This window comes from Actinospongiicola halichondriae (assembly GCF_049103745.1).
Classification (GTDB): Bacteria; Actinomycetota; Acidimicrobiia; order Acidimicrobiales; family Salinilacustritrichaceae; genus Salinilacustrithrix; species Salinilacustrithrix halichondriae.
In genome coordinates this window covers 2123631-2146451 of record NZ_CP171622.1, presented here as the reverse complement: position 1 = coordinate 2146451, position 22821 = coordinate 2123631, and the positions used below count along the sequence as shown (strand labels likewise).

General features: G+C 68.9%; 22 protein-coding genes, 1 tRNA gene and 2 pseudogenes. 13 read left to right on the top strand and 12 right to left on the bottom strand.

Annotated elements, in window-relative coordinates; genetic code table 11:
- Nucleotides 1-16: 16 nt before the first annotated feature.
- From AB8619_RS10580 to AB8619_RS10565, 4 genes are all read right to left on the bottom strand, one after another.
- Nucleotides 17-3241: a bifunctional proline dehydrogenase/L-glutamate gamma-semialdehyde dehydrogenase gene (locus AB8619_RS10580; protein ID WP_436792603.1), complete on the bottom strand. Its 3225-nt coding sequence runs from the start codon at nucleotides 3239-3241 to the stop codon at nucleotides 17-19.
- Nucleotides 3242-3384: 143 nt separating this feature from the next.
- Nucleotides 3385-3855: a YbaK/EbsC family protein gene (locus tag AB8619_RS10575; protein ID WP_436792602.1), complete on the bottom strand. Its 471-nt coding sequence runs from the start codon at nucleotides 3853-3855 to the stop codon at nucleotides 3385-3387.
- A gap of 4 nt (nucleotides 3856-3859) precedes the next feature.
- Complete coding sequence (locus AB8619_RS10570) at nucleotides 3860-4027, bottom strand: hypothetical protein (RefSeq protein ID WP_436792601.1); 168 nt, start codon at nucleotides 4025-4027, stop codon at nucleotides 3860-3862.
- A gap of 5 nt (nucleotides 4028-4032) precedes the next feature.
- A complete protein-coding gene (locus tag AB8619_RS10565) occupies nucleotides 4033-4596 on the bottom strand; it encodes a hypothetical protein (protein WP_436792600.1) in 564 nt (187 codons plus the stop codon).
- Between the two features lie 68 nt (nucleotides 4597-4664).
- Here AB8619_RS10565 and AB8619_RS10560 point away from each other — a divergent pair, with 68 nt between their 5' ends.
- Both AB8619_RS10560 and AB8619_RS10555 read left to right on the top strand, forming a co-directional pair.
- Nucleotides 4665-5444: an inositol monophosphatase family protein gene (locus tag AB8619_RS10560; RefSeq protein WP_436792599.1), complete on the top strand. Its 780-nt coding sequence runs from the start codon at nucleotides 4665-4667 to the stop codon at nucleotides 5442-5444.
- Nucleotides 5445-5469: 25 nt separating this feature from the next.
- On the top strand, nucleotides 5470-5997 hold the full coding sequence (locus tag AB8619_RS10555) for an NUDIX hydrolase (protein WP_436792598.1): 528 nt from the start codon (nucleotides 5470-5472) through the stop codon (nucleotides 5995-5997).
- A gap of 19 nt (nucleotides 5998-6016) precedes the next feature.
- On the opposite strand, the gene AB8619_RS10550 is transcribed toward AB8619_RS10555, so the two are convergent.
- Nucleotides 6017-6964 carry a sigma-70 family RNA polymerase sigma factor gene (locus AB8619_RS10550; RefSeq protein WP_436792597.1) on the bottom strand — a complete coding sequence of 316 codons (948 nt, stop codon included), beginning with the start codon at nucleotides 6962-6964 and terminating at the stop codon, nucleotides 6017-6019.
- 149 nt (nucleotides 6965-7113) lie between these two features.
- Here AB8619_RS10550 and AB8619_RS10545 point away from each other — a divergent pair.
- A tRNA-Val gene (locus tag AB8619_RS10545) sits at nucleotides 7114-7187 on the top strand.
- 211 nt (nucleotides 7188-7398) lie between these two features.
- On the opposite strand, the gene AB8619_RS10540 is transcribed toward AB8619_RS10545, so the two are convergent.
- Together AB8619_RS10540 and AB8619_RS10535 are read right to left on the bottom strand one after the other, a co-directional pair.
- Nucleotides 7399-7608, bottom strand: coding sequence for a hypothetical protein (locus tag AB8619_RS10540; RefSeq protein WP_436792596.1), 210 nt, complete (start codon nucleotides 7606-7608; stop codon nucleotides 7399-7401).
- A 198-nt stretch (nucleotides 7609-7806) separates the two neighbouring features.
- Nucleotides 7807-8571, bottom strand: a complete 765-nt coding sequence (locus tag AB8619_RS10535) for a hypothetical protein (protein ID WP_436792595.1) — start codon at nucleotides 8569-8571, stop codon at nucleotides 7807-7809.
- 282 nt (nucleotides 8572-8853) lie between these two features.
- Here AB8619_RS10535 and AB8619_RS10530 point away from each other — a divergent pair.
- Nucleotides 8854-9160 (top strand): annotated as a pseudogene (locus tag AB8619_RS10530) (type II toxin-antitoxin system PemK/MazF family toxin).
- 81 nt (nucleotides 9161-9241) lie between these two features.
- The gene (locus AB8619_RS10525; RefSeq protein ID WP_436792594.1) at nucleotides 9242-9853 is read left to right on the top strand and encodes a YdeI/OmpD-associated family protein; all 612 of its coding nucleotides are present in this window, start codon (nucleotides 9242-9244) and stop codon (nucleotides 9851-9853) included.
- A gap of 36 nt (nucleotides 9854-9889) precedes the next feature.
- Here the strand turns inward: AB8619_RS10525 and AB8619_RS10520 are convergent, their stop codons facing one another.
- From AB8619_RS10520 to AB8619_RS10510, 3 genes are all read right to left on the bottom strand, one after another.
- The gene (locus AB8619_RS10520; RefSeq protein WP_436792593.1) at nucleotides 9890-10318 is read right to left on the bottom strand and encodes a hypothetical protein; all 429 of its coding nucleotides are present in this window, start codon (nucleotides 10316-10318) and stop codon (nucleotides 9890-9892) included.
- A gap of 62 nt (nucleotides 10319-10380) precedes the next feature.
- Complete coding sequence (locus tag AB8619_RS10515; protein WP_436792592.1) at nucleotides 10381-10731, bottom strand: hypothetical protein; 351 nt, start codon at nucleotides 10729-10731, stop codon at nucleotides 10381-10383.
- Between the two features lie 25 nt (nucleotides 10732-10756).
- Nucleotides 10757-11347, bottom strand: coding sequence for a TetR/AcrR family transcriptional regulator (locus AB8619_RS10510; RefSeq protein WP_436792591.1), 591 nt, complete (start codon nucleotides 11345-11347; stop codon nucleotides 10757-10759).
- Nucleotides 11348-11422: 75 nt separating this feature from the next.
- Here AB8619_RS10510 and AB8619_RS10505 point away from each other — a divergent pair, with 75 nt between their 5' ends.
- From AB8619_RS10505 to AB8619_RS10490, 4 genes are all read left to right on the top strand, one after another.
- Complete coding sequence (locus tag AB8619_RS10505; protein WP_436792590.1) at nucleotides 11423-13210, top strand: SDR family oxidoreductase; 1788 nt, start codon at nucleotides 11423-11425, stop codon at nucleotides 13208-13210.
- Nucleotides 13211-13212: 2 nt separating this feature from the next.
- Entirely contained in the window at nucleotides 13213-14097 is an 885-nt protein-coding gene (locus AB8619_RS10500) for a metal-dependent hydrolase (protein WP_436792589.1), read from the top strand.
- An 81-nt stretch (nucleotides 14098-14178) separates the two neighbouring features.
- Nucleotides 14179-16443, top strand: a complete 2265-nt coding sequence (locus tag AB8619_RS10495) for an arylsulfatase (protein ID WP_436792588.1) — start codon at nucleotides 14179-14181, stop codon at nucleotides 16441-16443.
- 220 nt (nucleotides 16444-16663) lie between these two features.
- Nucleotides 16664-17512: a ribonuclease Z gene (locus AB8619_RS10490; RefSeq protein WP_436792587.1), complete on the top strand. Its 849-nt coding sequence runs from the start codon at nucleotides 16664-16666 to the stop codon at nucleotides 17510-17512.
- On the opposite strand, the gene AB8619_RS10485 is transcribed toward AB8619_RS10490, so the two are convergent.
- Nucleotides 17509-18090, bottom strand: a complete 582-nt coding sequence (locus AB8619_RS10485) for a DinB family protein (RefSeq protein WP_436792586.1) — start codon at nucleotides 18088-18090, stop codon at nucleotides 17509-17511. The genes AB8619_RS10490 and AB8619_RS10485 overlap by 4 nt on opposite strands.
- 26 nt (nucleotides 18091-18116) lie before the next feature.
- The gene (locus tag AB8619_RS10480; protein WP_436792585.1) at nucleotides 18117-18710 is read right to left on the bottom strand and encodes a TetR/AcrR family transcriptional regulator; all 594 of its coding nucleotides are present in this window, start codon (nucleotides 18708-18710) and stop codon (nucleotides 18117-18119) included.
- 88 nt (nucleotides 18711-18798) lie between these two features.
- Here AB8619_RS10480 and AB8619_RS10475 point away from each other — a divergent pair, with 88 nt between their 5' ends.
- From AB8619_RS10475 to AB8619_RS10460, 4 genes and pseudogenes are all read left to right on the top strand, one after another.
- On the top strand, nucleotides 18799-19671 hold the full coding sequence (locus AB8619_RS10475; RefSeq protein ID WP_436792584.1) for an SCO6745 family protein: 873 nt from the start codon (nucleotides 18799-18801) through the stop codon (nucleotides 19669-19671).
- The gene (locus AB8619_RS10470; protein WP_436792583.1) at nucleotides 19668-20138 is read left to right on the top strand and encodes an SRPBCC family protein; all 471 of its coding nucleotides are present in this window, start codon (nucleotides 19668-19670) and stop codon (nucleotides 20136-20138) included. The genes AB8619_RS10475 and AB8619_RS10470 overlap by 4 nt, the downstream gene beginning before the upstream one ends.
- Nucleotides 20131-21894: pseudogene (locus AB8619_RS10465) on the top strand (sulfatase-like hydrolase/transferase); the annotation flags it as partial. The gene AB8619_RS10470 and the pseudogene AB8619_RS10465, both read left to right, overlap by 8 nt.
- A 63-nt stretch (nucleotides 21895-21957) precedes the next feature.
- Nucleotides 21958-22731, top strand: a complete 774-nt coding sequence (locus AB8619_RS10460; protein ID WP_436796371.1) for a type 1 glutamine amidotransferase domain-containing protein — start codon at nucleotides 21958-21960, stop codon at nucleotides 22729-22731.
- The last annotated feature ends 90 nt before the right edge of the window (nucleotides 22732-22821 follow it).

Genomic DNA, 22821 nt, shown 5'->3' with positions numbered 1-22821 from the left:
CTTCTGACGGCCTCGATCAGCGGCGGACGAGGTTCCCGAAGCGATGGGTGGTCTCGCTGACCGCCTGTTCGCGCAGGTAGTGGCGGAGTTCCACACGTCCGCTCGCGGTGACGGGATCGTCGGCGAGATGGATGCCGTTGCGAGCTGCCGCGATTCGGAGTTCGTCCGACACCGTCCCGAGGACGCGGACCCGGGTGACGTCGAGCCACTCGAGACGATCGGCGAAGTCGGCGTCGCTCTCCTGTTGCGCCCACGACTCGATCACCGGCACGCCACACCGCCTCGAGGCGGACCGCACCCGTTCCACGTGCTCGGTCGGCGTGCCGACGTCGACCCGCATCGCGATCGCCGGGAGCGGTCGGTAGCGGAAGACGTTCGACTCACAGAACAACCCGGTCGGGTCGTGTTCGCGTCCGAAGTGATCGGACCACCACAGCCGATCGTCGGCCTCGGCCGCGGCAAGCCACGCGCCCGGAGTGGTGGTCGACGGCGCCGACGTCGGGTGCCAGATGCCGAGTTGCATCACATAGTTCGGCCCGCCGGCCTTGGCACCGGGGCCGACCGACGACGCCTTCCAGCCACCGAAGGGCTGCCGTTGGACGATGGCGCCGGTGATCCCACGATTGACGTAGGCATTGCCGACCTGGACCTGGTCGGTCCATCGCTCGATCTCCTCGGGATCGAGCGACTGGATCCCGCCGGTGAGGCCGAACGCGCTCGAGTTCTGGAGTCGGATCGCTTCGTCGAGGTCGTGGGCGTGCATGACGCCGAGCACCGGTCCGAAGCACTCGGTCCGGTGGAACCACGAGTCGGCGACCACGCCGAGGCGCACGCCGGGTGGCCAGAGGCGGTCGTCGAGGCGTCGGGGGCGGACCAGCCACTCCTCGCCGGGCTCGAGTCGCGTGAGCCCTCGCTCCAGCGCCTCACCCGGTTCGGTGATGAGCCCGTTCATCGTCGTGCGGAGATCGGTCGACGCTCCGACCACGAGGCTCTCGACGGCGTCGCGCAACTGACGCCGGAACCGTTCGGATCGGTAGACGTCGCCGACGCAGATCGCCAGGCTCGCGGCCGAACACTTCTGGCCGGCGTGCCCGAACGCCGAGGCGACGAGGTCCTTCACCGCGAGGTCGAGGTCGGCGTTCGGAGTGATGACCATCGCGTTCTTGCCCGAGGTCTCGGCGAAGAGGCGCAGGTCGGGTCGCCACGAGCGGAACAGTTCCGCCGTGGCCGACGCTCCGGTGAGGACCACGCCGTCGGCGTGCGTGATCAGGTGCCGGCCGACCTCGTTCTCCGGCGCTCGGACGAACTGGAGGACCTCGCCCGGCACGCCCGCAGCCCAGCAACACTCGGCGACGATCTCGGCGCAGCGTGGGGTCTCCGGCGCCGGCTTGAGGATCACGCTGTTCCCGGCGGCCAGCGCTGCGAGGACGCCGCCGGCGGGGATCGCCACCGGGAAGTTCCACGGAGGGATGACCGCCACGACACCGAGCGGGTCGAAGCGCGCACCCGTCGCGTCGAGGTCGATCGCCTGCTCGGCGTAGTAGCGGGCGAAGTCGACGGCCTCGCAGACCTCGGGGTCGCCCTGGGCCACGGTCTTGCCGGCCTCGTGGACCATTGCCGCGAGCAGATCGGCTCGGCGGCGGTCGAACTCGTCGGCGACCCGGCGCAACGTCGCTCGGATCTGGTCCCGGGGACGGGCAGACCATCCCGCCTGCGCCGCTCGGGCCGTGCCCATCCGCGTCTCCATGTCGAGGAGCGAGTCGTCGACGGGCGTGACCGGTTCGGTCGGTGGGGACTCGACGATCGCGCGCGCCCAGGTACGGTTCTCCGGGTCGGTCGGATCGGTCTCGGGGTCGTTGACGAAGTGATCGGGAGGAGCCGGACGCCGGGTGCGGCGGTCCAGCGTTCGTCGACGTCCCGTCGCGACCTGCCAGCGGTGCGCGACCGCAGCGCGGAAGGCGTGCTCCTGTTCGGCGAACGCCAGTGATCCGGGTTCGAGGTCACCGAGTGAACGGACGAAGTTGCCGGGGGCAGCGTTCTCCTCCAACCGTCGGAACAGGTAGCTGATGGCGACGTCGAAGTCGGTCTTGGCGACGATCGGTGTGTAGAGCAGGAGTCCGTCGCGCTCGGCCTTGATCGTGCGGGCGTGGGTCGGCGCCATGCCCTCGAGCATCTCGACCTCGACGCGGTGGACCACCGCCCGTTCGTCGGCGACGAGCAGGGCGAACGCGAGGTCGAAGAGGTTGTGGCTCCCGATCCCGAGGCGTACCGCTTCGGTCCGTTCCGGTGTCAGGACCCAGTCGACGCACCGCTTGTAGTTGGCGTCGGTTTCGGCCTTCGTCGGATACGGCGCCAGTTCCCAGTCGTGGAGGGCGGCGTCGACTCGCTCCATGGCCAGGTTGGCGCCCTTGACGATGCGGATCTTGATGTCGGCCCCGCCCTTCGTCCGCCGCTCGGCCGCCCACGCCACCAGGTGCTGGAGTGCGGGGAACGAGTCCGGGAGGTACGCCTGCAACACGATGCCGGCCTCGGTCCCGAGGAACTCCGGTTCGGCCAGCACCTGGCAGAACGCCTCCACGGTGAGCTCGAGGTCGTGGTACTCCTCCATGTCGAGGTTCACGAAGGTGTCGGTGCCGTCGGCGGCACGCCAGATCGTGCGGAGACGATCGGTGATGCGGTCGATGCAGTCGTCCCAGGCCCAGTGGTTGAGCTGTGACGCGACGGCGGAGATCTTGACCGACACGTAGTCGATGTTGGGGTCATCGAGCAGCGCCAGCGTCGCGGCCAGCCGGCGTTCGGCCTCGCGCTCGCCGAGCACGGCTTCGCCCAACAGGTTGACGTTGAGCGAGAAGCCGTCGGCCCGTCGGGCACCCAGGTGCGTCTCGAGTGCCTTCGCTTCGGCGTCGACCACCAGGTGTCCCACCATCTGGCGCATCCGCCGACGGGCGAGCGGCATCACCACGCGGGGGAGCAGGGGGGCGAGTCGGGCCCCCGCCGTCAGCAGCAGACGATCGACGCGGCCGAGGAACGTCGGGAGTGGTGCCTCGTCGAGCACGAGCGACGCGAGTTGGTCGGCGGCGACCCGGTGGTCGTCGGGCCGGATGACCCGGTCGACGAACTGCATCGTGAACGCGACGCCGTCGGGGTCGTCGATCAGGTCGTGGAGTCGCTCGGTCGCCTCGCGTTCGTCGGGCGCCACCTCGATGTCGGAGCCGACGAGCCAGTGCTGGACGAGCGCCACCGCCCGATCGGCGATGTCGTCACCCAGCGGGGCCCCGCCCGCATCGGTGGTCGTGTCGGTCGCGATCGTCGTACCTCCGGATGGTGGCCGCCCGTGGCGTCTTCGTCGTCACGATCTTGGCGCACCGGATGGCACGCCGCTCGTCATCGCGCGATCGGTGCGACCGTGGCGCCGCAGGCTGACACCAGCGCGTCGGGCGCAACGGTGACCTCGAGGCCACGGCGGCCGCCGCTGACGTGCATCTTCTCGACGTCGAGGAACGAAGCGTCGATGAACACGGCGAGCCTCGTCCGGTGACCGAGCGGCGCGATGCCACCCACGACCGACCCGCTCAGACGCTCGGCGTCGGCATGGTCGGCCATGGTCGCTCGTTTCGCTCCCGCAGCGCGCGCCAGCGCCTTGAGGTCGAGCGATCCGGCCACCGGGACCACGGCGACCACCGCCCGCTCGTCGACCATCGCCACGAGGGTCTTGCCCACCGTGGCCGGATCGAGACCGAGGACCTCGACGACCCCGTCGCCGTAGCCGTCGGCGTCGGTCGGCAGTTCGTACTCGGTGGTGGTGAAGTCGACGCCTGCGGCTTCGAGCGCAGCCGTCGCCGGCGTCGCCGCCATGTCGCTACAGCGGCTTCGGGTTGTGCGGGTCGGTGTCCTCGACGATGACCTCGCCCTCGCTGCGGTCCTTCTCGACGACGCGGCCCGGGTGGTCGCTGTCGAGGTGGGCCACGAGCTCCCACTTCGCTTGGAAGCGGAGTTCGCAGAACGGGCACTGGGAGACGTCAGCCATGGCGATCAGAACTCGTCGAGCCAGACCGGAGCACGGTCGAGGAGGAAGGACGACACGTCGAGGCAGCGGTCGAGGGTGTCGCACAGCTGCTCCTGCCCGAGGAAGACCCGTGCCAAGGAGACCTCGACCCGGGCCACGATCGCCAGCGAGCGTTCGGGAGCGTCGGTCACCGCGCCGAAGCTGTCGATGGCCGACACCTCGAGGGGCAGGTCGGGCCCGCCGAGGCCGGCGAGTTCTGTGGCGAGCACCAACAGGTCGGGTCCGCTCGGGAGCGGGGGCAACGCCCAGGTGAAGATCAGCGGGAAGTGGAACTCGTCCGGCGGATCGTCGTCCTCGCCGATGGAGAGCAGGACGTCCTCGAAGGCCAGCAGGACACGGGGGTCGACATCGAGCGCGAGATGCAGGTCGAGCGGGCCGCCGCACGCCTCGTCGGGGTGGAGGTCGACCTCCCAGGCCTGGCGGAGCGAGTAGGTCTCGACGAAGTGACGCTCGTCGTGCACGTGGAATCCGTGGTCGACAGCGTGGTCCTTGAGGTCAGCGATGAAGCCGGGAACGTCGATGGAAGCCATCGGGACCAGCCTGCCACGCGATCCCCGGTCGGAGAACACCGGCACCGTCGGAACTACGGTCGACGTCGATGGGCGACGACGACGTGCTGGTGACCCTGCGTGCTGCGGCCGAGGCCGTGCGCACTGCGCTCGACGAGTTGGGTGATTGGGGCCTCGCCGGCACCCGTGCCGGCCAGTACCGATCGGACCTCGCAGCCGACGACGCGTGCCTCGCCGTGCTCGACGCTGCCGGCATGGGCTGGCTGAGCGAGGAGAGCGGTGTCGCCCACGGAGATCGGGACATCGTGGTCATCGTCGACCCAGTCGACGGGTCGACGAACGCCAGTCGGGGCATCCCGTGGTTCGCGACGAGTCTCTGCGCCGTCGACGACGAGGGACCGCTCGCCGCGCTCGTGGTGAACCAGGCGAGCGGGCGTCGCTTCGAGGCGACCCGCGGCGGCGGTGCGACCGTCGACGGGAGGTCGCTACAGCATTCGGGCGCGACCGCGCTGTCCGAGTCGGTCGTCGGGATGTCCGGCTATCCCAACCGCTATCTGGGGTGGAAGCAGTTCCGAGCCCTCGGCGCGGCCGCGCTCGACCTGTGCGCGGTGGCCGAAGGGGTCCTCGACGGCTACATCGACTGCTCGCCGAGCGCGCACGGTTCCTGGGACTACGCCGGTGGGCTGCTCATCTGCCAGGAGGCGGGCGTCCCCGTGGTCGATGCCTTCGACCGCGAGCTCGTGGTGCTCGGCCACACCGACCGGCGAACACCCATCGCGGGTGCGACACCGGCACTCCTCGACGAGCTCGTGGCGGCCCGACGATCGTTGCAATGGCCTGACGATCCGTCGATTCCCGGGGGGTCCTGACCGGGGCCCTCGGTAGGATCCGTCGGTGGCCGGCTTCCTCCATCGCAGCGCATTGAACGTGTTCGGTCGCCTGCCGATCCCCGTCCGCCGGCGTGTCGTCCGCACCATCTCCCCGTCGTTCACCGTCGGGGCCATGTGCTTCATCGAGCGGGACGACGGTGCGCTTCTCCTGGTCCGTCACTCCTACCGCGAACGGTGGGGCGTGCCCGGCGGTCTCCTCGAGCGTGGCGAGCGGGCGCGCGACGGTGCGATGCGCGAGGTGATGGAAGAGGTCGGCGTCGCCGTCGAACTGCTCGGCGAACCCGCCGTCGTGGTCGACGCTCGACCGCAGCGAGTCGACGTCATCTTCCGGGCCCGACCGATCGGGACCGACGAAGAACTCGACGCCGTGCGTCCCGGGTCACCCGAGATCGTCGAGGCCCGCTGGTTCCCGGCCGACGGGTTGCCCGAGCTGCAGTTCGAGACCGCAGACGCGCTGGTGACGTTGGCCCGGGCCGCGACGTCCCCCGTCGACCGTCGCCTTCCCGATCCTGTCTGGCCCCGACTCGACTGATGCCGAGCGAGGCGGAGTCTCAGACGGCGAGCGCTCGCCCGCGTGTGTTGGGGGAGCACGGATGGCGGAGCTTCGTGAGCGCCTTGGCCTCGATCTGCCGGATCCGCTCGCGGGTGAGTTCGAAGTGTCGACCGACTTCGTCGAGCGTCAGTGGGCGTTCGCCGACCAGGCCGAAGCGGAGCTCGAGGACCTCGCGCTCGCGGTCGGAGAGCGTGTAGAGCAGGTTGCGCAGGGCGATCTTCTCGAGACTGCGTGCGGCGACGTCGAAGGGGACCTCGGCGTTCTCGTCCGGGAGCAGGTCGCCGAACTCCGTCGCGTCCTCACCCACGCCGGCCGACAGCGAGATCACATCGGCGGTCGCGCCCAGGGCGGTGATCACTCGATCGACCGTCATGCCCGTCAGCTCGGACAACTCCTCGGGAGTCGGCTCGCGACCGAGTTCCTTGAGCAGCGTCCCCGAGGCCTTCGACAACGTGGTGAGCGTGTCGACGACATGTGATGGCAGGCGGATGGTGCGGCCCTTGTCGGCGACGCCGCGGCCGATGGCCTGGCGGATCCACCACGTGGCGTAGGTCGAGAACTTGAAGCCCTTGCGGTGATCGAACTTCTCGACCGCCCGGATGAGCCCGAGGTTGCCTTCCTGGATGAGGTCGAGGAGTGGGAGCCCCGTCGACTGGTAGCGCTTGGCGATGGACACGACGAGGCGCAGGTTCGACTGGATGAACCGCTGCTTCGCCTTGCCGGCGGTGCGGACCGAGCGTCGCAGCGCGGCACGCTCGGCCGGGGTGAGGTCGGTCTCGGCCTCGAGTCGAGCGGCGGCTTCCTTCCCGCACTCGATCTGCTGTGCGAGTTCGACCTCTTCGGACGCGATCAACAATGGGTACTGCCCGATCTCGGTGAGATAGCGGCCGACGAGGTCGTCAGGTCCGCGCGCCCCCCGATGACCGTTGCGCTTCGGACCGGCCATCTGCACCTCCCTGTCGTCGGACGAATGCCACAATTTCTTGAGCAATCGCAGCCCTGGACTGGCTGAAAATGACGGTAGTCACATGGATCGCGCTGATCGTGGATGCTGGTGGGACGGCGGGGGAGCGGCGACTACCGTTGTCCGATCCAGGGCGCATAGCTCAGTTGGCTAGAGCGCTTCCCTTACAAGGAAGATGTCGGGGGTTCGAGTCCCTCTGCGCCCACTCCCGTGACCGACGCAGCGGTCACCAGCGGCGACGGGCGGTCATGGATGGGTCCTGGACGGCGAAGAAGAGCAGAAGGGTGGATCGACCGCCGCCGAACGACCCGCGACTGGCACACGTCCTGCGGTCGACCCGATTCTTCGGCGTCTGAGTTGCGCTGGTGCAACTCAGACGCCGAAGAACGAGATGCGCTCGCCGATCCGTGCTGTGGTCATTCGTTGCCGAGGACCGCGTCGCGGTCGAGTTGCATGTACTCGGCGACGACCTCCTGAAGTGCAGCGATGTCCTCCCAGGCTTCTGCTGTCGAAACATCGGGCTCGAGTTCTCGACATCGTTGTGCGGTCGACGGATCGGACGAATCGCCGCATGCTCCGATGGCGACCACCAGTACCAGCGCCACGAGCAGACGAGTCAGTCCCATGTGTCGAAGCGTGCCGGGATTAGCACGTCGCATGCCACGGCGGTGCCAACTGTTGCCGGGTCGAGCGGGTCGCTCGTAACGAGGAACAGATCGTTGGGGCGATTGGCGGTCAGGAGGAGGTCGCCCCGCCAAGACCAACTGGCGGCGGCACGTATTCGTGCCGTCGTCTCGCGAAGTTCGCGCTTCGGGGGTGGCGTCCTAGACATCTCCAGAGCTGGGCCCCGCCAACTGCGCGGTGATGGCACTGACCCAGTCAGTGAGGACCTGGCGATGGTCGGCGGTCTCGATGCACACGCACAGGGTGAAGATCATCTCGACATTGCCGACAGCAATGGCGGCGTGCGTGTAGGACTGAGGACCGACTTCGGTGATGAAAGTGACGCCGGATGCTGTGTCCCCGAGTCGGTCCATGTCGCGGCCCCGATCGGAGCAGACGCTCTGGAGGTAGACCCGGTGGTAGGCGCTCGACGCTTCTGGCGACGGAAATGACAATGCGAACAGCGAGTACGAGTCGACCCCGAATGCGTAGGTCGCGTTGTAGCCCTCGTCGAAGCGATTGACACGAAGTGACTCGAGCTGACGTTCTGGCGCCGCAGTACTCGGGAAGATCAGCTGTTCGGGTGCGTCGAAGTAGTCGAGTCCGATCAGTTCGCGTTGCTCGTGGCCAGGCAGGAGAAGGCCGACCAGACGATCCTCGGCGATCAGGTCGAGCGCATCGACGCTTGCGTCCAGAGCATCGGCGGGTCCGAGAGTTTGGATTGCGTCGTCGCACGACGCAGCAGATGGCGCAGTCGGAGTCGGCTCGGTCTCTTCGGGTGCCCCATCAGTTGGAGGAGATGCACCGGGCGGCTGCGATGTCGAGGACTGAACAGCGGCGTCCACGGACGCCTCACCCGCGTCGGTTCCGCAGGCCGCGCCCAGGAGCGCAAGCGCGAGGGCCACACCCAGCACAGACCGAAACATGCACCGAATCTATTGGGTTCCATGACCCTCTCGGCTCGAGGAACTCGCCGAGGATCGGTACCTCGGTTCTGCCTCCTGAACATGCCACATCCATGGCATACGCATGCCATGGCACGAGAGCGCGTGAGCACAACGGTGGACGGCGATCTTCTCGCCGAAGCGCGAACGCTTCGAGCCGGGGTGAACGACGGTGCGTCGCTCGATGCCGCACTCGCAGCGCTGGTCAGGAGCAGTCGTTCCGCCGAGATCGACGCGGCGTATGCCGCCGATGAGGAGTCGCCGATGGACCAGGCTGACGAGTGGGGCGACCTCGCCTCGTCCCGAGTCGTCGTGCTGTCGAGAGACGCCGCGATCCCTCTTCTACGACGTGCGCTGATCGGACCGTGCACGACGACGATTCGGGGATTGCCGAGCGAAGTGGTGCTCGAAACCTGGAGGTGACCCGGTGCCGCTGCGGTCTGCGGTGAACCTCGATTCGGTCGAGAGTGTTTCCATCAGTGTTCTCGTCGATCGTCTCGGAAGGCTGAGCGACGGTCGGATGGACCAGGTCTGCGAGGCCTTGGCCATCGCGGTGGACTGCCAACGCTGAGCCGCCCGACTGCCGACCCGTACCCAGCACAGCGCGACAGAGGATCGGGTATTCGCAGCGGTCCGCCTACCCTGCGGCTCGATGGACGACGACATGCCGATCTCGGATCATCCGGCCACATGGAAGTTCGACAACCCGGTCTTCCACGCCGAGACCCGCGAACAGTGGCGGTCCTGGCTCGAGCGTCATCACGCCAGCGAACGTGGGGTGTGGCTGTGCTCGTGGCGTGGTGCTGCGGACCGTCCGCGATGTCCGTACCCGGAGGCGGTGGAGGAGGCGATCTGCTTCGGGTGGATCGACTCGACCATGGCCATCTTGGACGACGACCGGGGCCTGCAGATGTACACGCCCCGGCGCCCCAAGAGCAGTTGGACCCGCCTCAACCGCCGGCGTGCCGCCGAGATGGAGGCGCAAGGGCTCATGACCGACGCCGGTCGCACCGCCATCGCCGTCGCGAAGGACAACGGCTGGTGGACCATCAACGACAGCGTCGAGGACCTCATCGAGTCCGACGACCTGGCGGCGGCGCTCGACGCCGACCTGGAAGCTCGCTCGAACTGGGACGCCTTCCCGCCCAGTGCTCGCAAGCAGATGCTCTGGTGGGTCGTGAGCGCGAGCAAGGCCGAGACCAAGGCGGGCCGGATCGCTCGGATCGTTGCCGAGGCGAGCGAGGGCCGTCGCGCGCAGGGGTGAACGGCCGGCTCACTCCACGTCACGACTCCGTCCACGTCACGGCGGTGGCGGGGTGATGCCCTCCCGCTCGAGGGCCTGGGCCATCTCCTCTGGGACGGCGATGGCGCCGCCCTCGATGTCGGTGCGCTCGACCTCCATGGTCCCGGCCTCGATGCCGGCGAAGCGGAAGGTGATCGACCACGCCGATCCCTGGTCGATCACGGAGGTGATGGACCGTGTCGATGCTGGGCTGAGGGTGCCGAGTTCCAGCGCTTGGTCGCTCCCGGTGGCGCGTACCGACACGTCGTACACGTAGGGGGTCGGATTCTCGAACGCGACGTCGACGCGCGGCGAGTCGGCGAGGGCCCCCGAGAGCACGAGGAGAACGGGGAGGACCGCGGCGAGCGCGATCGCGAGGAGATCGATGGGTTCTTGACGTACGCGGGCCGTTGGGGGCCGCTGCGACACGGTTGATGCGGACGGCATGATGCCTTCCTCTCGTCGGTGAACGTGCAGGACGTCCGGTCGGTCGACCGGTATCGGGCAGCTCAGACGAGAGGAGGACCGCGTGGAGCGGCCGGCGACCAGGGGGCGTCGAATGGGCGTGGTCCTGACCGACCGGAGATCCGTTCGGTGATCGACCGCGTGGGATGCAGCGTCGTCGCCGACGCCGGGAGGTCCAGCGCGCTCGGCGTGTGGTCGGAACGATCGCGGCTGGGCCGGTTCGCCACGACGGCGCCGTCGCCGGTGGTCGGGGCGATCACGGCCGCGGCGAGCTCGCCGGCGACCTCGGTCGCCGGGGCGTGCTCTGCGTCGGCGGCGTCGAACGACCCGGGAGCGAAGACGACGGCCCAGATGGCGACGACGAGCGCGAGGTCTCGTGTGCGTCGCCGGGCCATGGGCATCGACGCTATCGGGAAGCGGTCAGCGCAGCCCCCCGCGCAGGCGGCGGAGTCCCTGGGCGGCAGCATCGATGGGGTCGATGCCGTCGGGGTCGTCGAGCCACGACCGCATGACAGCGAGGAGCGTGCCCATCACCACCGTCGCCGTCTGTGCAGCGACGGGATCGTCGGACGTGGTTCCGAGGCGTCGAGCGAAGTCGACCGACAGTTGCTCGGTGGCCTCGTCGAAGACGGCGAGCACGCCGGCCACGGGGCTCGAGCTGTTGCGCAGGTCGCGGAGGTCCTGGAGCGTCGTGGGCGGGATCTCGAAGTCCATGGTCGTGAGGGCATCGGCGACGCCGAGACAGGCATCGACCGGGGGCTCGTCGTCGGGTCGAGCGAGAACTGCGGCGACCAGCCCGGTGACGACCTCCTCGAGCGGTGCGAGTGCCACGGCGACCTTCGAGGGGAAGTAGCGGAAGAACGTCGGCTCGCTGACGTCGGCGGCAGCGGCGATCTCGGCGACCGTCGTGGCGTCGAACCCCTGCTCGCGGAACAGTCGCTGTGCGTGCTCGCGGAGTTGCTCGCGGGTGCGGGCCTTCTTGCGCTCGCGAAGGCCGGGCAAGGTGTCCACGAGCGAGAGGGTACCCGGGTCGACCGTGAGTCACTGAAACTTGTAAGTGACTATCACCATCTCTAGCGTGGGGCCATGACGACCACGAGCACGGGTGTCGAGGAGTTGCAGGTCCGTTCCGGTGCGGCGGTGCTGCACGTGGAGTGTCGAGGACCGGCGGACGGACCCGTGGTGGTCCTCGTGCACGGGTACCCCGACGATCTGCGGACATGGGACCTCGTCGCCGAGCATCTGGCCACCGACCACCGAGTCGTGACGTTCGATCTGCGCGGCATGGGCCGCAGCACGGTCCCGACGACCGAAGACAGCCACGCCATGGCCCGCCTGTGCGAGGACATCGACGCCGTCGCCACCGCGGTCACCGGCAGTCCGGAGGGGGCGTTCCATCTGGTCGGCCACGACTGGGGCTCGATCATCGGATGGTCGTACGTGGCCGACTCCGGCCCGCGTGCGCGTGTCCTGTCGTGGACCTCGATCTCGGCGCCCCATGCCGGTGTGGGTGGCCCTTTCCTGCGCAGCCGGAGCCGTGCCGCGCTCCGGCAGTCGCTGGCGTCGACCTACATCCTCGTGTTCCAGAAGCGCGGCCTGGCCGAGGCGGCATGGAAGCGCCGAGCGGTACCGATGCTGCGCAAGATCCTCACCGGGAGCGGCGTCCCCGACGACGACCCGATCCTCGACCGCACGTCGGAGGAGATCCTCGCCTTCGCGCTTCCCGGGCTCGAGCTGTACCGGCAGAACCTGAACCCGCTCCGCCTCCCGGAGCCGCCGGCGCCCCGCTCGGTCACCACGCCGACCCTCCTGGTCGTCGCGCAGGACGATCAGCACGTGACCCCGCCGCTTGCCCTCGCATCGGCGCCCCTGTGCACCGACATCTCGGTGCTCGAACTCGCGGCCGGTCACTGGGTCGTCCGCAGCCACCCGGAGCTACTCGCCGATGCCATCGCTCGCCACGTCGCCGGAGAGAAGGTCGGCGGACCCGTGCCGCCGACGGCAAAGCGCCGCCCCCGTGGGTCGAAGCCGGGGATGGACGGGGCCGGTACCCCGGGCGGACGTCGAGGCAAGGTCGTGCTGGTCACCGGTGCCGGCAGCGGGATCGGTCGGGCGACCGCGCTCGATGCTGCGACGGAGGGCGCTCATCTCGTCCTGCTCGAGCGCGAGGCTGGTGCTGCAGCCGACACGGCGGAACGGTGTCAGCAGATGGGCGGCACTGCTGAGGTCCACGTCGTCGACGTCACCGATCGCGACGCGATGGCGGCCGTCGCCGAGAAGGTCCTGGCGATGCACGGCGCGCCCGACGTCCTGGTCAACAACGCCGGCGTCGGGATGGGCGGACCGTTCACGGCGATGGGGATGGACGACTGGGACTGGATCCGCTCGGTGAACCTCGACGGTGTCGTCCTCGGCTGCCATCTCTACGTGCCGGCCATGGTCGAGCGCGGGTCAGGTCATGTCGTCAACCTCGCGTCGATGGCGGGTCTCGTCCCGGTGCGGAACATGACGGCCTACAACGCCACCAAGTTCGCGGTCGTCGGGTTCTCCGATGCGCTCGCCGCCGATCTGTGGTCGTCGGGCGTCGCGGTGACCGCGGTCTGTCCCGGCATCGTCCACACCGGGATCATCTCGGGCACCCGACTGCTCGGAGATCCCGACGCCGAGAAGAACCGTGCCCGGGCAGAGAAGGCCTACAAGCGGCGCGGCTTCGGGCCCGAGCGAGTTGCGGACGCGATCTGGGCGGCGGTCGCAGACCGGAAGGGTGGCGTGCTGCCCGTGTCGTTCGAAGCGCGGCTCGGCCACCGGATCCGACGGTTCGCACCTCGCCTCGCGACCCGGCTGTCCCGCACGAACGCGCTCGGAGGGAAGTGACGATGAGCATCGACCCGCCGCAGATCCGCGACGTGACCGGTGACCCGAGTGGGGGGACCGGTGAGGTCCCTGCCGATCACGTGCCCGTCGTGCGGCGGGTGAAGTTCGACTACGCCGACGTGCCCGTGCACTGGGTCGACGGTGCGCCGATGGTCACCCACGTGGCGAATGCGTTCAACGTGTTGCTGCCGCCGGGGGAGCGGATGTTCTGTCGCACCTTCCGCGAGGCGCTGCCGCGGGTCGAGGACGGCCTGCTGCGTGACCAGGTGAAGGCGTTCATCGCCCAGGAGGCGATCCACGGCCGCAGCCATCACGGCTACATCGAGCACCTCGCCGAGGAGGGCTGGCCGGTCGACCGACTGATGGCCTCCTTCGATCGTCGGGCCGAGTTCCTCGACACGCGTGTCCCGTTGAAGCTCCGTCTCTGGCTCATCGCGAGCATCGAGATCTACACCGCGATGCTCGCGGGCTACGCGTTCGACACCGGCTTGTTCGACGATGCCCACCCGGAGATGCGGGACCTGTTCCTCTGGCACCTCGCCGAGGAGGCCGAACACAAGTCCGTCGCTCATGACCTCGCGAGCGCGATCGACCCCAGTCGTGTCCGCCAGATGGTGGCGGGAGTCATCGTCTTCGTCGGGATCGTCCTGCAGCCGGCGCTCGTCATGGTCCGCCTGCTGCGGTGGGACCCGGAGATGAACGTCCGGCGCTCGGTCCGTGAGCTGTGGCGCGAGCGTGGCCAACTCATCGAGCTCGCTCGACGCGGGGTCCGTTCGTTCCGCGCCTCACTGCGTCGGGACTTCCACCCGAGCCAGATCCCCGACCCGCCGGCAGCGTTGGCCTACTTCGCCGACTCGCCGGCGGTTGCGTCCCTCGCCGCACGCTGAGATCCCGGCGCGCCGCTTGCCAGGCGACCTCCCTTATGTGAGAGTGCAACTCTCATATTGTTTCGAGTCCCGGGGGATCGCGTGACCAGACCGTCGAAGTTCGAAGGGAGCATCGGGCGCACCGTCGCAGACTCCGAAGCCTGGTTCGACGACCCGCCGCATCCGGCGGACGGCGCGCCCAACGTCGTGGTGGTGCTGCTCGACGACACCGGGTTCGCGCAGTTCGGTTGCTACGGCTCCGACATCGAAACCCCCAACGTCGATGCCCTCGCGGCCGATGGACTGCAGTTCACGAACTTCCACGTGACCCCGCTGTGCTCGCCGACCCGCGCCTCGTTGCTGACCGGTCGGTCGCAGCACGCCGTCGGGATGCGGGCGGTCTCGAACTTCCGCACCGGCTTCCCCAACCAGTTGGGTCACATCTCGAACCACGCAGCCACCGTCGCCGAGGTGCTGCGTGAGGAGGGCTACGCCACGTTCTGCGCGGGGAAGTGGCACCTGGCGCCGATGGAGCAGTGCTCGGCCGCCGGTCCGTTCGACCAGTGGCCGCTGGCCCGGGGGTTCGACCGCTTCTACGGCTTCCTCGAGGGCGAGACCGACCAGTTCAATCCGCAACTCGTGGCCGACAACCATCCGATCGATCCGCCGGCCGGACCCGAGGACGGGTACCACGTCAGCGAAGACCTCGTCGATCAGTTGCTGCGCATGATCTCCGACAGCAAGGGCGTGCGGCCCGACAAGCCGTTCTTCGGCTACCTCCCCTTCGGTGCGACACATGCGCCGCACCAGGCCCCGCCGGAATACCTGGCCAAGTACCGCGGTCGGTACGACGAGGGTTGGGACGTCGTGCGCGAGCGCTGGTTCCGACGCCAGATCGAGCTCGGCGTGATCCCCGACCACACCGAGTTGGCACCCCGGAACCCGGGTGTCGACGCGTGGGACGACCTGCCGGAGAACCAGCAGCGACTCAACGCCCGCCTGCAGGAAGCGTTCGCCGCGTTCCTCGACCACACCGACGTCCAGATCGGTCGTCTGGTCGACGGTCTGCGGCACCTCGGTCAGCTCGACAACACGATCCTGGTCGTCATGGCCGACAACGGTGCGTCGCAGGAGGGCGGGCCCTTCGGTGTCATGCACGAGATGAAGTTCTTCAACGGGATCTTCGAGACCGCCGACACCGCCATCGAACGGATCGACGACATCGGTGGTCCGCACAGCCACACCAACTACCCGTGGGGTTGGGCGCAGGCCGGCAACTCGCCGTTCAAGTGGTACAAGCAGAACACGCACGAGGGTGGCGTTCACGTGCCGATGATCGTGCACTGGCCGGCCGGCATCGCCGAGGAGCACCGCGGCACGAAGCGCGATCAGTTCACCTACGTCGCCGACATCGTCCCGACGATCTACGACCTGCTCGGTGTGACGCCGCCGTCGACCTACCGCGGCATCGACCAGTTGCCCGTCACCGGGCACTCGTTCCGATCGATCCTCGACGACGCCGCGGCCCCGGCCACGAACACGCTCCAGTACTTCGAGATGGGCGGTAGCCGGGCGTTGGTGTCGGGGTCGTTGAAGGCAGTGCAGAAGCACACGCCCGGCGCCGACTACGACACCGAGACCTGGGAGCTCTACGACCTGGTCGCCGACCCGTCCGAGTGCAACGACCTCGCCGACGACCAGCCCGATCGACTGGCCGAGCTGATCGAGTTGTGGTGGGCCGAGGCCGACCGTCACGGCGTCCTGCCGCTCGACGACCGGACGATCGAACTCTTCGGCGCTCGCTTCCGCGACCACTCGCCCCACCCGGCCGACAAGCGCTACGTCTACCGTCCGCCGATGTCGGCCATCGCGGCCCAGGCGGCGGCGGCGATCGGCGGGCGCAGCTTCGATCTCACCGCGCGGGTCACCCGTGAGGCCGGCGACGAGGGTGTGCTCTTCGCCACCGGTACCGAGAACTCGGGCATCACCGTCTTCGTGCAGGACGATCGCCTCGTCGTCGACTACAACGCGTTCGACGACCACACGGTCGTCGAGTCGGAGGTCCCCGTGCCGGAGGGCGAGTCGGTCCTGACGGCCACATTCCGTCGTGGGGAGGGCCGCACCGGCTCGATCGAGGTCTTCGTCGACGGCGTCTCGTGCGGCACCGGGGAGACCGAGCTCTACATGCGGATGATCTCGTCGGTCGGCGCCAGCGTCGGCTACGACCACGGATCGGCGGTGTCGAGTCGCTACGACAGTCCCTTCACCTTCTCGGGCGATCTCCACGAACTCGTGATCGACCTCGTCTCGCGTCCCGCACCGGGGGCCGCCGAGGCCGAGGCCCGGGCCGAGATGTCCCGCCAGTAGCCCCGACCCCCGACCCCCGACCCCCGACCCCCGACCCCCGACCCCCCGACCCCCCACCCCACAACTCTCGTTCTGGTGAACGGGTACGACATCTGATGGTCTCGATCGTTCACCAGAACGGATGGGGTGGGGTGGGGTGGGGTGGGGTGGGGTGCGACCGGGACTCTCGGAATCACGATCAAATCAACCAACCACGTACGACCGGACCTCGGAGGTCTCCATGCTCACGATCACACTGCTCGGGACCGGAAGTCCCCTGCCCGACCCCGATCGGGCCGGACCGGCGACGCTCGTCACGGGCGGGGCCGATCAGTTCCTGGTCGACACCGGGCGAGGTGTCCTGATGCGCCTCGCCGGGGCGATGTCGGGCGCGGGACAGCTGCGAGCGGTGCTGCTCACGCATCTGCACAGCGACCACATCACCGACCTCAACGACGTGATCACGAGCCGATGGGTCATGACGTTCGAGCCCACGCCGCTGACGATCGTCGGCCCGGTCGGGACCAAGGCGGTGGTCGACCACATCGTCGCGTCGCTCGGGCCCGACATCAGCTACCGGATCGCGCATCACGACGACCTCGACTACCCACCGCCGGTCGAGGTCATCGAGGTGACCGAGGGTGTGGTCGACCTCGGCGGCTCGGTGCGCGTCACGTGCGGGCCCACCGACCACAAGCCGGTCGAGCCGAGCATCGCCTACCGGTTCGACCACGACGGCGCATCGGTCGTCGTCGCCGGCGACACGGTTCCGTGCGCCGGCCTCGACGAGCTCTGCACCGGTGCGCAGGCCCTGGTCCACACCGTCATCCGCAAGGACGTGATCGAGAACATCCCCGTCCAGCGCATGATCGACACACTCGACTACCACTCGTCTCCGCAGGAAGCAGCGCAGACCGCGGCGCGGTCCGGGATGGAGACGCTCGTGATGACCCACTACGTGCCGAGCTTCCCCTCGGGCGGTGGCGACGACTGGCGTGCCCTCGCAGCCGAACACTTCGAGGGAGTGATCGAACTGGGCGACGATCTGCACCGGGTCGAGGTCCACGCCCCGGAAGAGGTTCGTGGCTAGGAGGTCATCCCCCCGAGACCGACGAGGCCACGGGCGAGCTCGATCTCACCCATGTGGCGCAGACCGTGCTGGTAGTGCCAGCACTCGAAAGCGTCGAGAACCGTGATTCCCTGGGGTCCGGCGACGCGGGCGCTGTAGGTGCTGGCCACCTGGTCGGGGAACGGGGGAGCGATGACCACCCGCGTGAAGTCGGCCGGGTCCATGGCCTCGATGTACGCCTCGGTGCGTGAGAAGACGGTGCGCTGGTACTCCTTGAACGCCTCGTAGTCGCCGATGCGCTGGTCCTCCATCGTCGCCACGGTCTCCTCCTTGCCGTGGTCGTCGATGGTCATCTGCACCCGCGACTGCCACTCCTCGTTCCAGGTCGGCAGCTCGCCGCTCAGCACCATGAACGTGGAGTCCTCCATGTTCGTGTAGTGGAACAGCGAGAACGCGATGGGCAGGACCCCGGGACGCTCGAAGTGATTGACGTGCTCCAGGTCCATCGTGTCGACGGCCTGGTGGTAGAGCGAGTGCATCGCTCGCATCCGTCGCAGCAGCGAGTCCTGCACGAGGTTCAGGGTCTCGGTGTCGGGCATCGGGTTCCTCCGGTCGTTCGCAAGGGTCAGAGCAGGGCGGCGATGCCGTCGATCCACGCTCGGCGGATCTGGCGTCCGGTCCGGTCGTGTGTCGTCGACAGCAGGTCCCAGGTCTCGAACGAGGTCGACGCATCGACGAGGTGCGCCGTGTCTTCGGCCCGCGCCGGCGACAAGGCCTCGAGTTCGGCGGCGAAGTGGTCGCGGATCTGGCGTACGAAGCTCTTGCGCACCTCGGTGAGGCGTTCGGCGATCAGCGGTTGGTCGTAGGCCCGCGCTCGTGCGAGACGCGCCACGGGGGCGACGGCTTCGTAGAGCGCCAGGCGGGCGTCGACGAAGCGCTGGATCCGCTCGGCGGTGTCGCCCTCGCCGGGAGACGGGACGTCGAACAGCGGGCCGAAGCGGTCGAAGTGGGCGTCGATCGTCTGGCGTTGGAGGTCGTCGAGGCTCTCGAAGTAGCGGAACACCGACGACACCGAGACGCCGGCCCGCTCGGCGATGGCCTCGGTGGTCGGGAACGAACCGTCGACGAGGAGGTCGAACAGGGCGTCGATGACCGACGCGCGGTTGCGGTCTCGTCGGGCCCGTCGACCGTCTGCTGCGTCCAGTGCCTGAGTCGCCACGAGTGCATCGTACCGATCGCGCATGTTGTGGGAGTGCTCGACGCAGAAGATATTGACAATACGACTCGCAATAGAGTCTCATGGAAGGGTGGCTGACTGGACCGATCTGACACGCAGCGCGGCCCTGGCGTCGCACCGACTCGTCGGCTGGATCTTCTGGGACCCCGTCGGTGTCGAGCGGTACGCGGCCCTCGGTGTCCCGGATGGTCTCGGCTACTACATCGCGAGCCGCGGCGCCTCGCTCGGCGACAGCGGGGATGCGGCGGTCGCCGCCGCGTTCGGCTCGATCCACCCGGACTTCGTCGCGATGTCGCTCGGGCTCTGCCGCGAGCACACCACCTTCGAGGCGGCGGCGACGGCACGGGACGAGGCGGTGGCCGAAGGTCTGGTTCGTCACGCGCCCGGCGTCTGCGACGGCCTCGCTGCACTGGCGGCGCCCCTCTGGGACGTGGTCGATGCGCTGCCGATGGGTGGGCGGGTCCTCGCCGCGAGCCTCTCGGAGCGCCGCCGAGCGGATGCCCCGCTGATCTCGGCATGGCTCGCCGTGAACTGCATCCGTGAGTGGCGCGGCGACACCCACTGGGCGATCCAGATCGCCGAGGGTCTCGACGGCACGGCGGCGGGCATTCTCGACGGGGCGTGGCGGAACTATGCGAGCGACTGGCTGCCGCGCAGTCGCGGTGCAGACGACGCCGCTCTGGCATCGGCGATGGACCTCTTGGCGGAGCGCGGATTCGTCACCGACGACACCGTGAACGCGCGGGGCATCGAGTACCGACAGTCGCTCGAGGACCGACTCGATCGGATCTGCGAGGTCGCGTGGCGACACCTCGGTGAGGAGCGGACCAACGAGTTCCTCGCCCTGGTCGAACCGGTCGGCGCGGCGCTCGTCCGCAGGATCGACGAGACCGCCGGTCCCAGCTGGATGCCGGCGGCACGAGACCGGGAGCCACGCCCATGACCGACATCACCCGCACCGGGGTCATCCCCGCCGAGCTCGACGCGGTCTGGGCCGTGCTGACGGACTTCGGCGCGATCAGCACGTGGGCGGCCAACGTCGATCACTCGTGCATCCTCTCCCGTCCCGAGCGTGCCGACGACGACGGTTCGTCCTTGGTCGTCGGTCTCTCCCGTCGTGTGCAGGTCGGGCGCAACGTCATCGTCGAGAAGATCTGTGCGGTCGAGGCGCCGACGTCACTGGCCTATGACCTCCATGGGCTCCCGCCTCGCCTGCGCACCGTCCGGAACCGCTGGGAGTTGGTGGCGGACGGTCGAGCGTCGACCCGTGCGTCGTTGACGACCACCGTCGAGATCGGCCCGCGGCCCCCGCAACGAGTGGCCGAGCGTGTGGTCTGTCGTGTCCTGTCCAAGCAGTCCGACGTGATGCTCGCCGGCCTCGCCACCCACCTGGAGGCACTCCGTGTCTGACCGCCCCGACATCGTCATCGTCATGACCGACGAGGAACGTGCTGCACCGCCCTACGAGTCGGACGAACTGCAGGCCTGGCGCACCGAGGCCCTGGCCGGACGTCGCTGGTTCGACGAACACGGCGTCAGCTTCCAGAGGCACTACACCGGCTCACTGGCCTGCGTGCCCAGCCGACCCACCCTCTTCACCGGGCAGTACCCCGACGTGCACGGTGTGACCCAGACCGACGGTCTCGGCAAGGTCGCGGACGACGCTCGGATGCGCTGGCTCCGCGAGGGCGAGGTCCCCACGCTGGGGCACTGGTTCCGGGCAGCGGGCTACGACACGCACTACGACGGCAAGTGGCACATCTCCCACGCCGACCTGCACGACCCGGCCACCGGCGAACGAGTGAGCACCAACGACGGCGCCGGCAACGTCGACCGAGCGGCGGTGCAGGCCTACCTCGACGCCGATCCGCTCGACCCGTTCGGGTTCTCGGGATGGGTCGGCCCCGAACCGCACGGCGGGAGCCTCTCCGACAGCGGGTTGCGACGTGACCCGCTGCTGGCCGACCGCGTCGTCGCCTGGCTCGAGAACCGGTATGCGCGTCGCGCTGCGGGCGACGAGGCCGCGCAGCGGCCTTTCCTGCTGGTTGCGAGCTTCACCAACCCGCACGACATCGTGTTGTTCCCCGCGTGGCTGCGAAGAAACCCGCTGGAACCGTCGCCGCTCGATCCACCGGCCGTCGCCGAATCGCCCACCGACCACGAAGACCTGGCGTCCAAGCCCGCGGCACAGATCGCCTTCCGCGAGGCGTACTACTCGGGCTACGGCCCGGTCCCTGTCGTCCGTCGTTCGTACGCGAACAACGGTCAGCGCTACCGCGACCTCTACCACCGCCTCCACGCCGAGGTCGATGGTCCGCTCGATCGAGTGCGGCGTGCCGTCACCGACGGCGGCTCCGACAACGCGGTGCTGGTGCGGACCTCCGATCACGGTGAGTTGCTCGGAGCCCACGGTGGGCTGCACCAGAAGTGGTTCAACCTCTACGACGAGGCGACCCGCGTGCCGTTCGTGGTCGCACGGGTCGGTGCGACCCCGACCGAGTCGCGGACCGTCGAGGCGCCGACCTCACACGTCGACCTGGTGCCGACGCTCCTCGGCGCAGCCGGAATCGACACCGCCGCCGTGGCTGCCGAGCTGCGCTCGTCGTTCTCCGAGGTCCACGACCTGCCGGGCCGCGACCTGATGACCGTGGTCGACGGCGGCGACGCCGATGTCGATCGAGCGGTGTACCTGATGACGCGCGACAACATGCTCGAAGGTGACAGTGGAGCATCGGCAGTCGCTCGGCGGCTGGGCCGTGTCGCAGGACCACCCACCCCGTTGCGGATCCAGGTGCCCGCACACGTGGCCGCCAACTTCGAGGGCATCGTCGTCCGGGTCGCCGAGGCCGACGCCGTCGGGGGAGCGGACCATCTGTGGAAGCTGGTCCGGACGTTCGACGACCCGTCAACGTGGACCGAGCCCGGTGTGCGCCACCTCGCAGCCGACGGTCCCGGCGGCGACGAGTATCGGACGACCCCCCTCGACGACCAGTGGGAGCTCTACGACCTCACCGCCGATCCGATCGAGGCCGTCAACCGTTGGACCGACGACGACGTCGACGAGGTCCGGGCACACCTGCGCGGTGTCCTGAAGACCCAGCGGGCCGAGTCGGTGCCCGAGCGCAACGCCCCGTGGCCCTACGAGGAGCGCCGCCCGACCGCTGGTCCGCCGGCGAGGCGCCCACCGCGGCCTGCGCTCGCCATCCGCAGGCTCGTGCAGCGACTCGGGATGCATCCCGACGATGTCGAGGCCGACGCCGTTCCGGCGCTGCCGGGCCGGCGCGCGCTCGTCGTGGCGACGAACCACGCGGTGCTCGACGTGGGCAAGCCCACCGGCGTGTTCGCGAGTGAGATGACGGCGCCGTACTACGTGTTCCTCGACGCCGGCATGGACGTCGACGTCGCCAGCCCGAAGGGTGGGGTGATCCCGGTCGACCCGCAGTCGTTGAAGCCCGTCCTACGCTCGACGCATGACGACCGTTTCCTCGCCGACGACGAGTTCCGGGCCAAGGTGAACGACTCGCTCGCCATCGGGGATCTCGACATGGCCGACTACGACATCGTCTTCCTGGCCGGTGGCTGGGGTGCGGCGTTCGACTTCGGCACCAGCGACGATCTGGCTGCCAAGATGACGGAGGCCAATGCGCTCGGTCGTGCGATCGGCGGCGTCTGTCACGGCCCGCTCGGGCTGCGCAACGCCACCACCCCGGACGGACGACCGCTGGTCGAGGGACGGGCCATCAGCGCGGTGACCGACAAGCAGATCCGCGAGTTGGGCATCGGCGACACGACGCCGCAGCACCCCGAGACCGAACTGCGGGCCAAGGGCGCGGCGTTCGAGTCGCAGACCCGATTCCGTGACCCCTTCGCCAACCACTGGGTGGTCGACGGCAACCTCGTCACCGGTCAGAACCAGAACGCCGGACCCATGGTCGCTCGCGAGCTGGCCCGCCTGGTGGCCGACGGCCTGACCACGGCAGAGGGCCGGCGAGCCGAGCCGTGAGCTCGTGCTGCTCGCCGAGCCGCGAGCCGGGAGTGTCTTCGCCGCCGCCGACGGACCGGGCGACGGAGCGGGCGACCAGCGGCGGCGCGG

What these genes read in the sequence shown, in the direction of transcription:
- AB8619_RS10575 (WP_436792602.1), bottom strand. Translation starts at nt 3,855, where the DNA reads ATGGCGGCGACGCCGGCGACGGCTGCGCTCGAAGCCGCAGGCGTCGAC.
- AB8619_RS10570 (WP_436792601.1), bottom strand. Translation starts at nt 4,027, where the DNA reads ATGGCTGACGTCTCCCAGTGCCCGTTCTGCGAACTCCGCTTCCAAGCG.
- AB8619_RS10565 (WP_436792600.1), bottom strand. Translation starts at nt 4,596, where the DNA reads ATGGCTTCCATCGACGTTCCCGGCTTCATCGCTGACCTCAAGGACCAC.
- AB8619_RS10560 (WP_436792599.1), top strand. Translation starts at nt 4,665, where the DNA reads ATGGGCGACGACGACGTGCTGGTGACCCTGCGTGCTGCGGCCGAGGCC.
- AB8619_RS10550 (WP_436792597.1), bottom strand. Translation starts at nt 6,964, where the DNA reads ATGGCCGGTCCGAAGCGCAACGGTCATCGGGGGGCGCGCGGACCTGAC.
- AB8619_RS10540 (WP_436792596.1), bottom strand. Translation starts at nt 7,608, where the DNA reads ATGGGACTGACTCGTCTGCTCGTGGCGCTGGTACTGGTGGTCGCCATC.
- AB8619_RS10535 (WP_436792595.1), bottom strand. Translation starts at nt 8,571, where the DNA reads ATGTTTCGGTCTGTGCTGGGTGTGGCCCTCGCGCTTGCGCTCCTGGGC.
- AB8619_RS10525 (WP_436792594.1), top strand. Translation starts at nt 9,242, where the DNA reads ATGGACGACGACATGCCGATCTCGGATCATCCGGCCACATGGAAGTTC.
- AB8619_RS10520 (WP_436792593.1), bottom strand. Translation starts at nt 10,318, where the DNA reads ATGCCGTCCGCATCAACCGTGTCGCAGCGGCCCCCAACGGCCCGCGTA.
- AB8619_RS10515 (WP_436792592.1), bottom strand. Translation starts at nt 10,731, where the DNA reads ATGGCCCGGCGACGCACACGAGACCTCGCGCTCGTCGTCGCCATCTGG.
- AB8619_RS10505 (WP_436792590.1), top strand. Translation starts at nt 11,423, where the DNA reads ATGACGACCACGAGCACGGGTGTCGAGGAGTTGCAGGTCCGTTCCGGT.
- AB8619_RS10500 (WP_436792589.1), top strand. Translation starts at nt 13,213, where the DNA reads ATGAGCATCGACCCGCCGCAGATCCGCGACGTGACCGGTGACCCGAGT.
- AB8619_RS10490 (WP_436792587.1), top strand. Translation starts at nt 16,664, where the DNA reads ATGCTCACGATCACACTGCTCGGGACCGGAAGTCCCCTGCCCGACCCC.
- AB8619_RS10485 (WP_436792586.1), bottom strand. Translation starts at nt 18,090, where the DNA reads ATGCCCGACACCGAGACCCTGAACCTCGTGCAGGACTCGCTGCTGCGA.
- AB8619_RS10470 (WP_436792583.1), top strand. Translation starts at nt 19,668, where the DNA reads ATGACCGACATCACCCGCACCGGGGTCATCCCCGCCGAGCTCGACGCG.
- AB8619_RS10460 (WP_436796371.1), top strand. Translation starts at nt 21,958, where the DNA reads ATGCATCCCGACGATGTCGAGGCCGACGCCGTTCCGGCGCTGCCGGGC.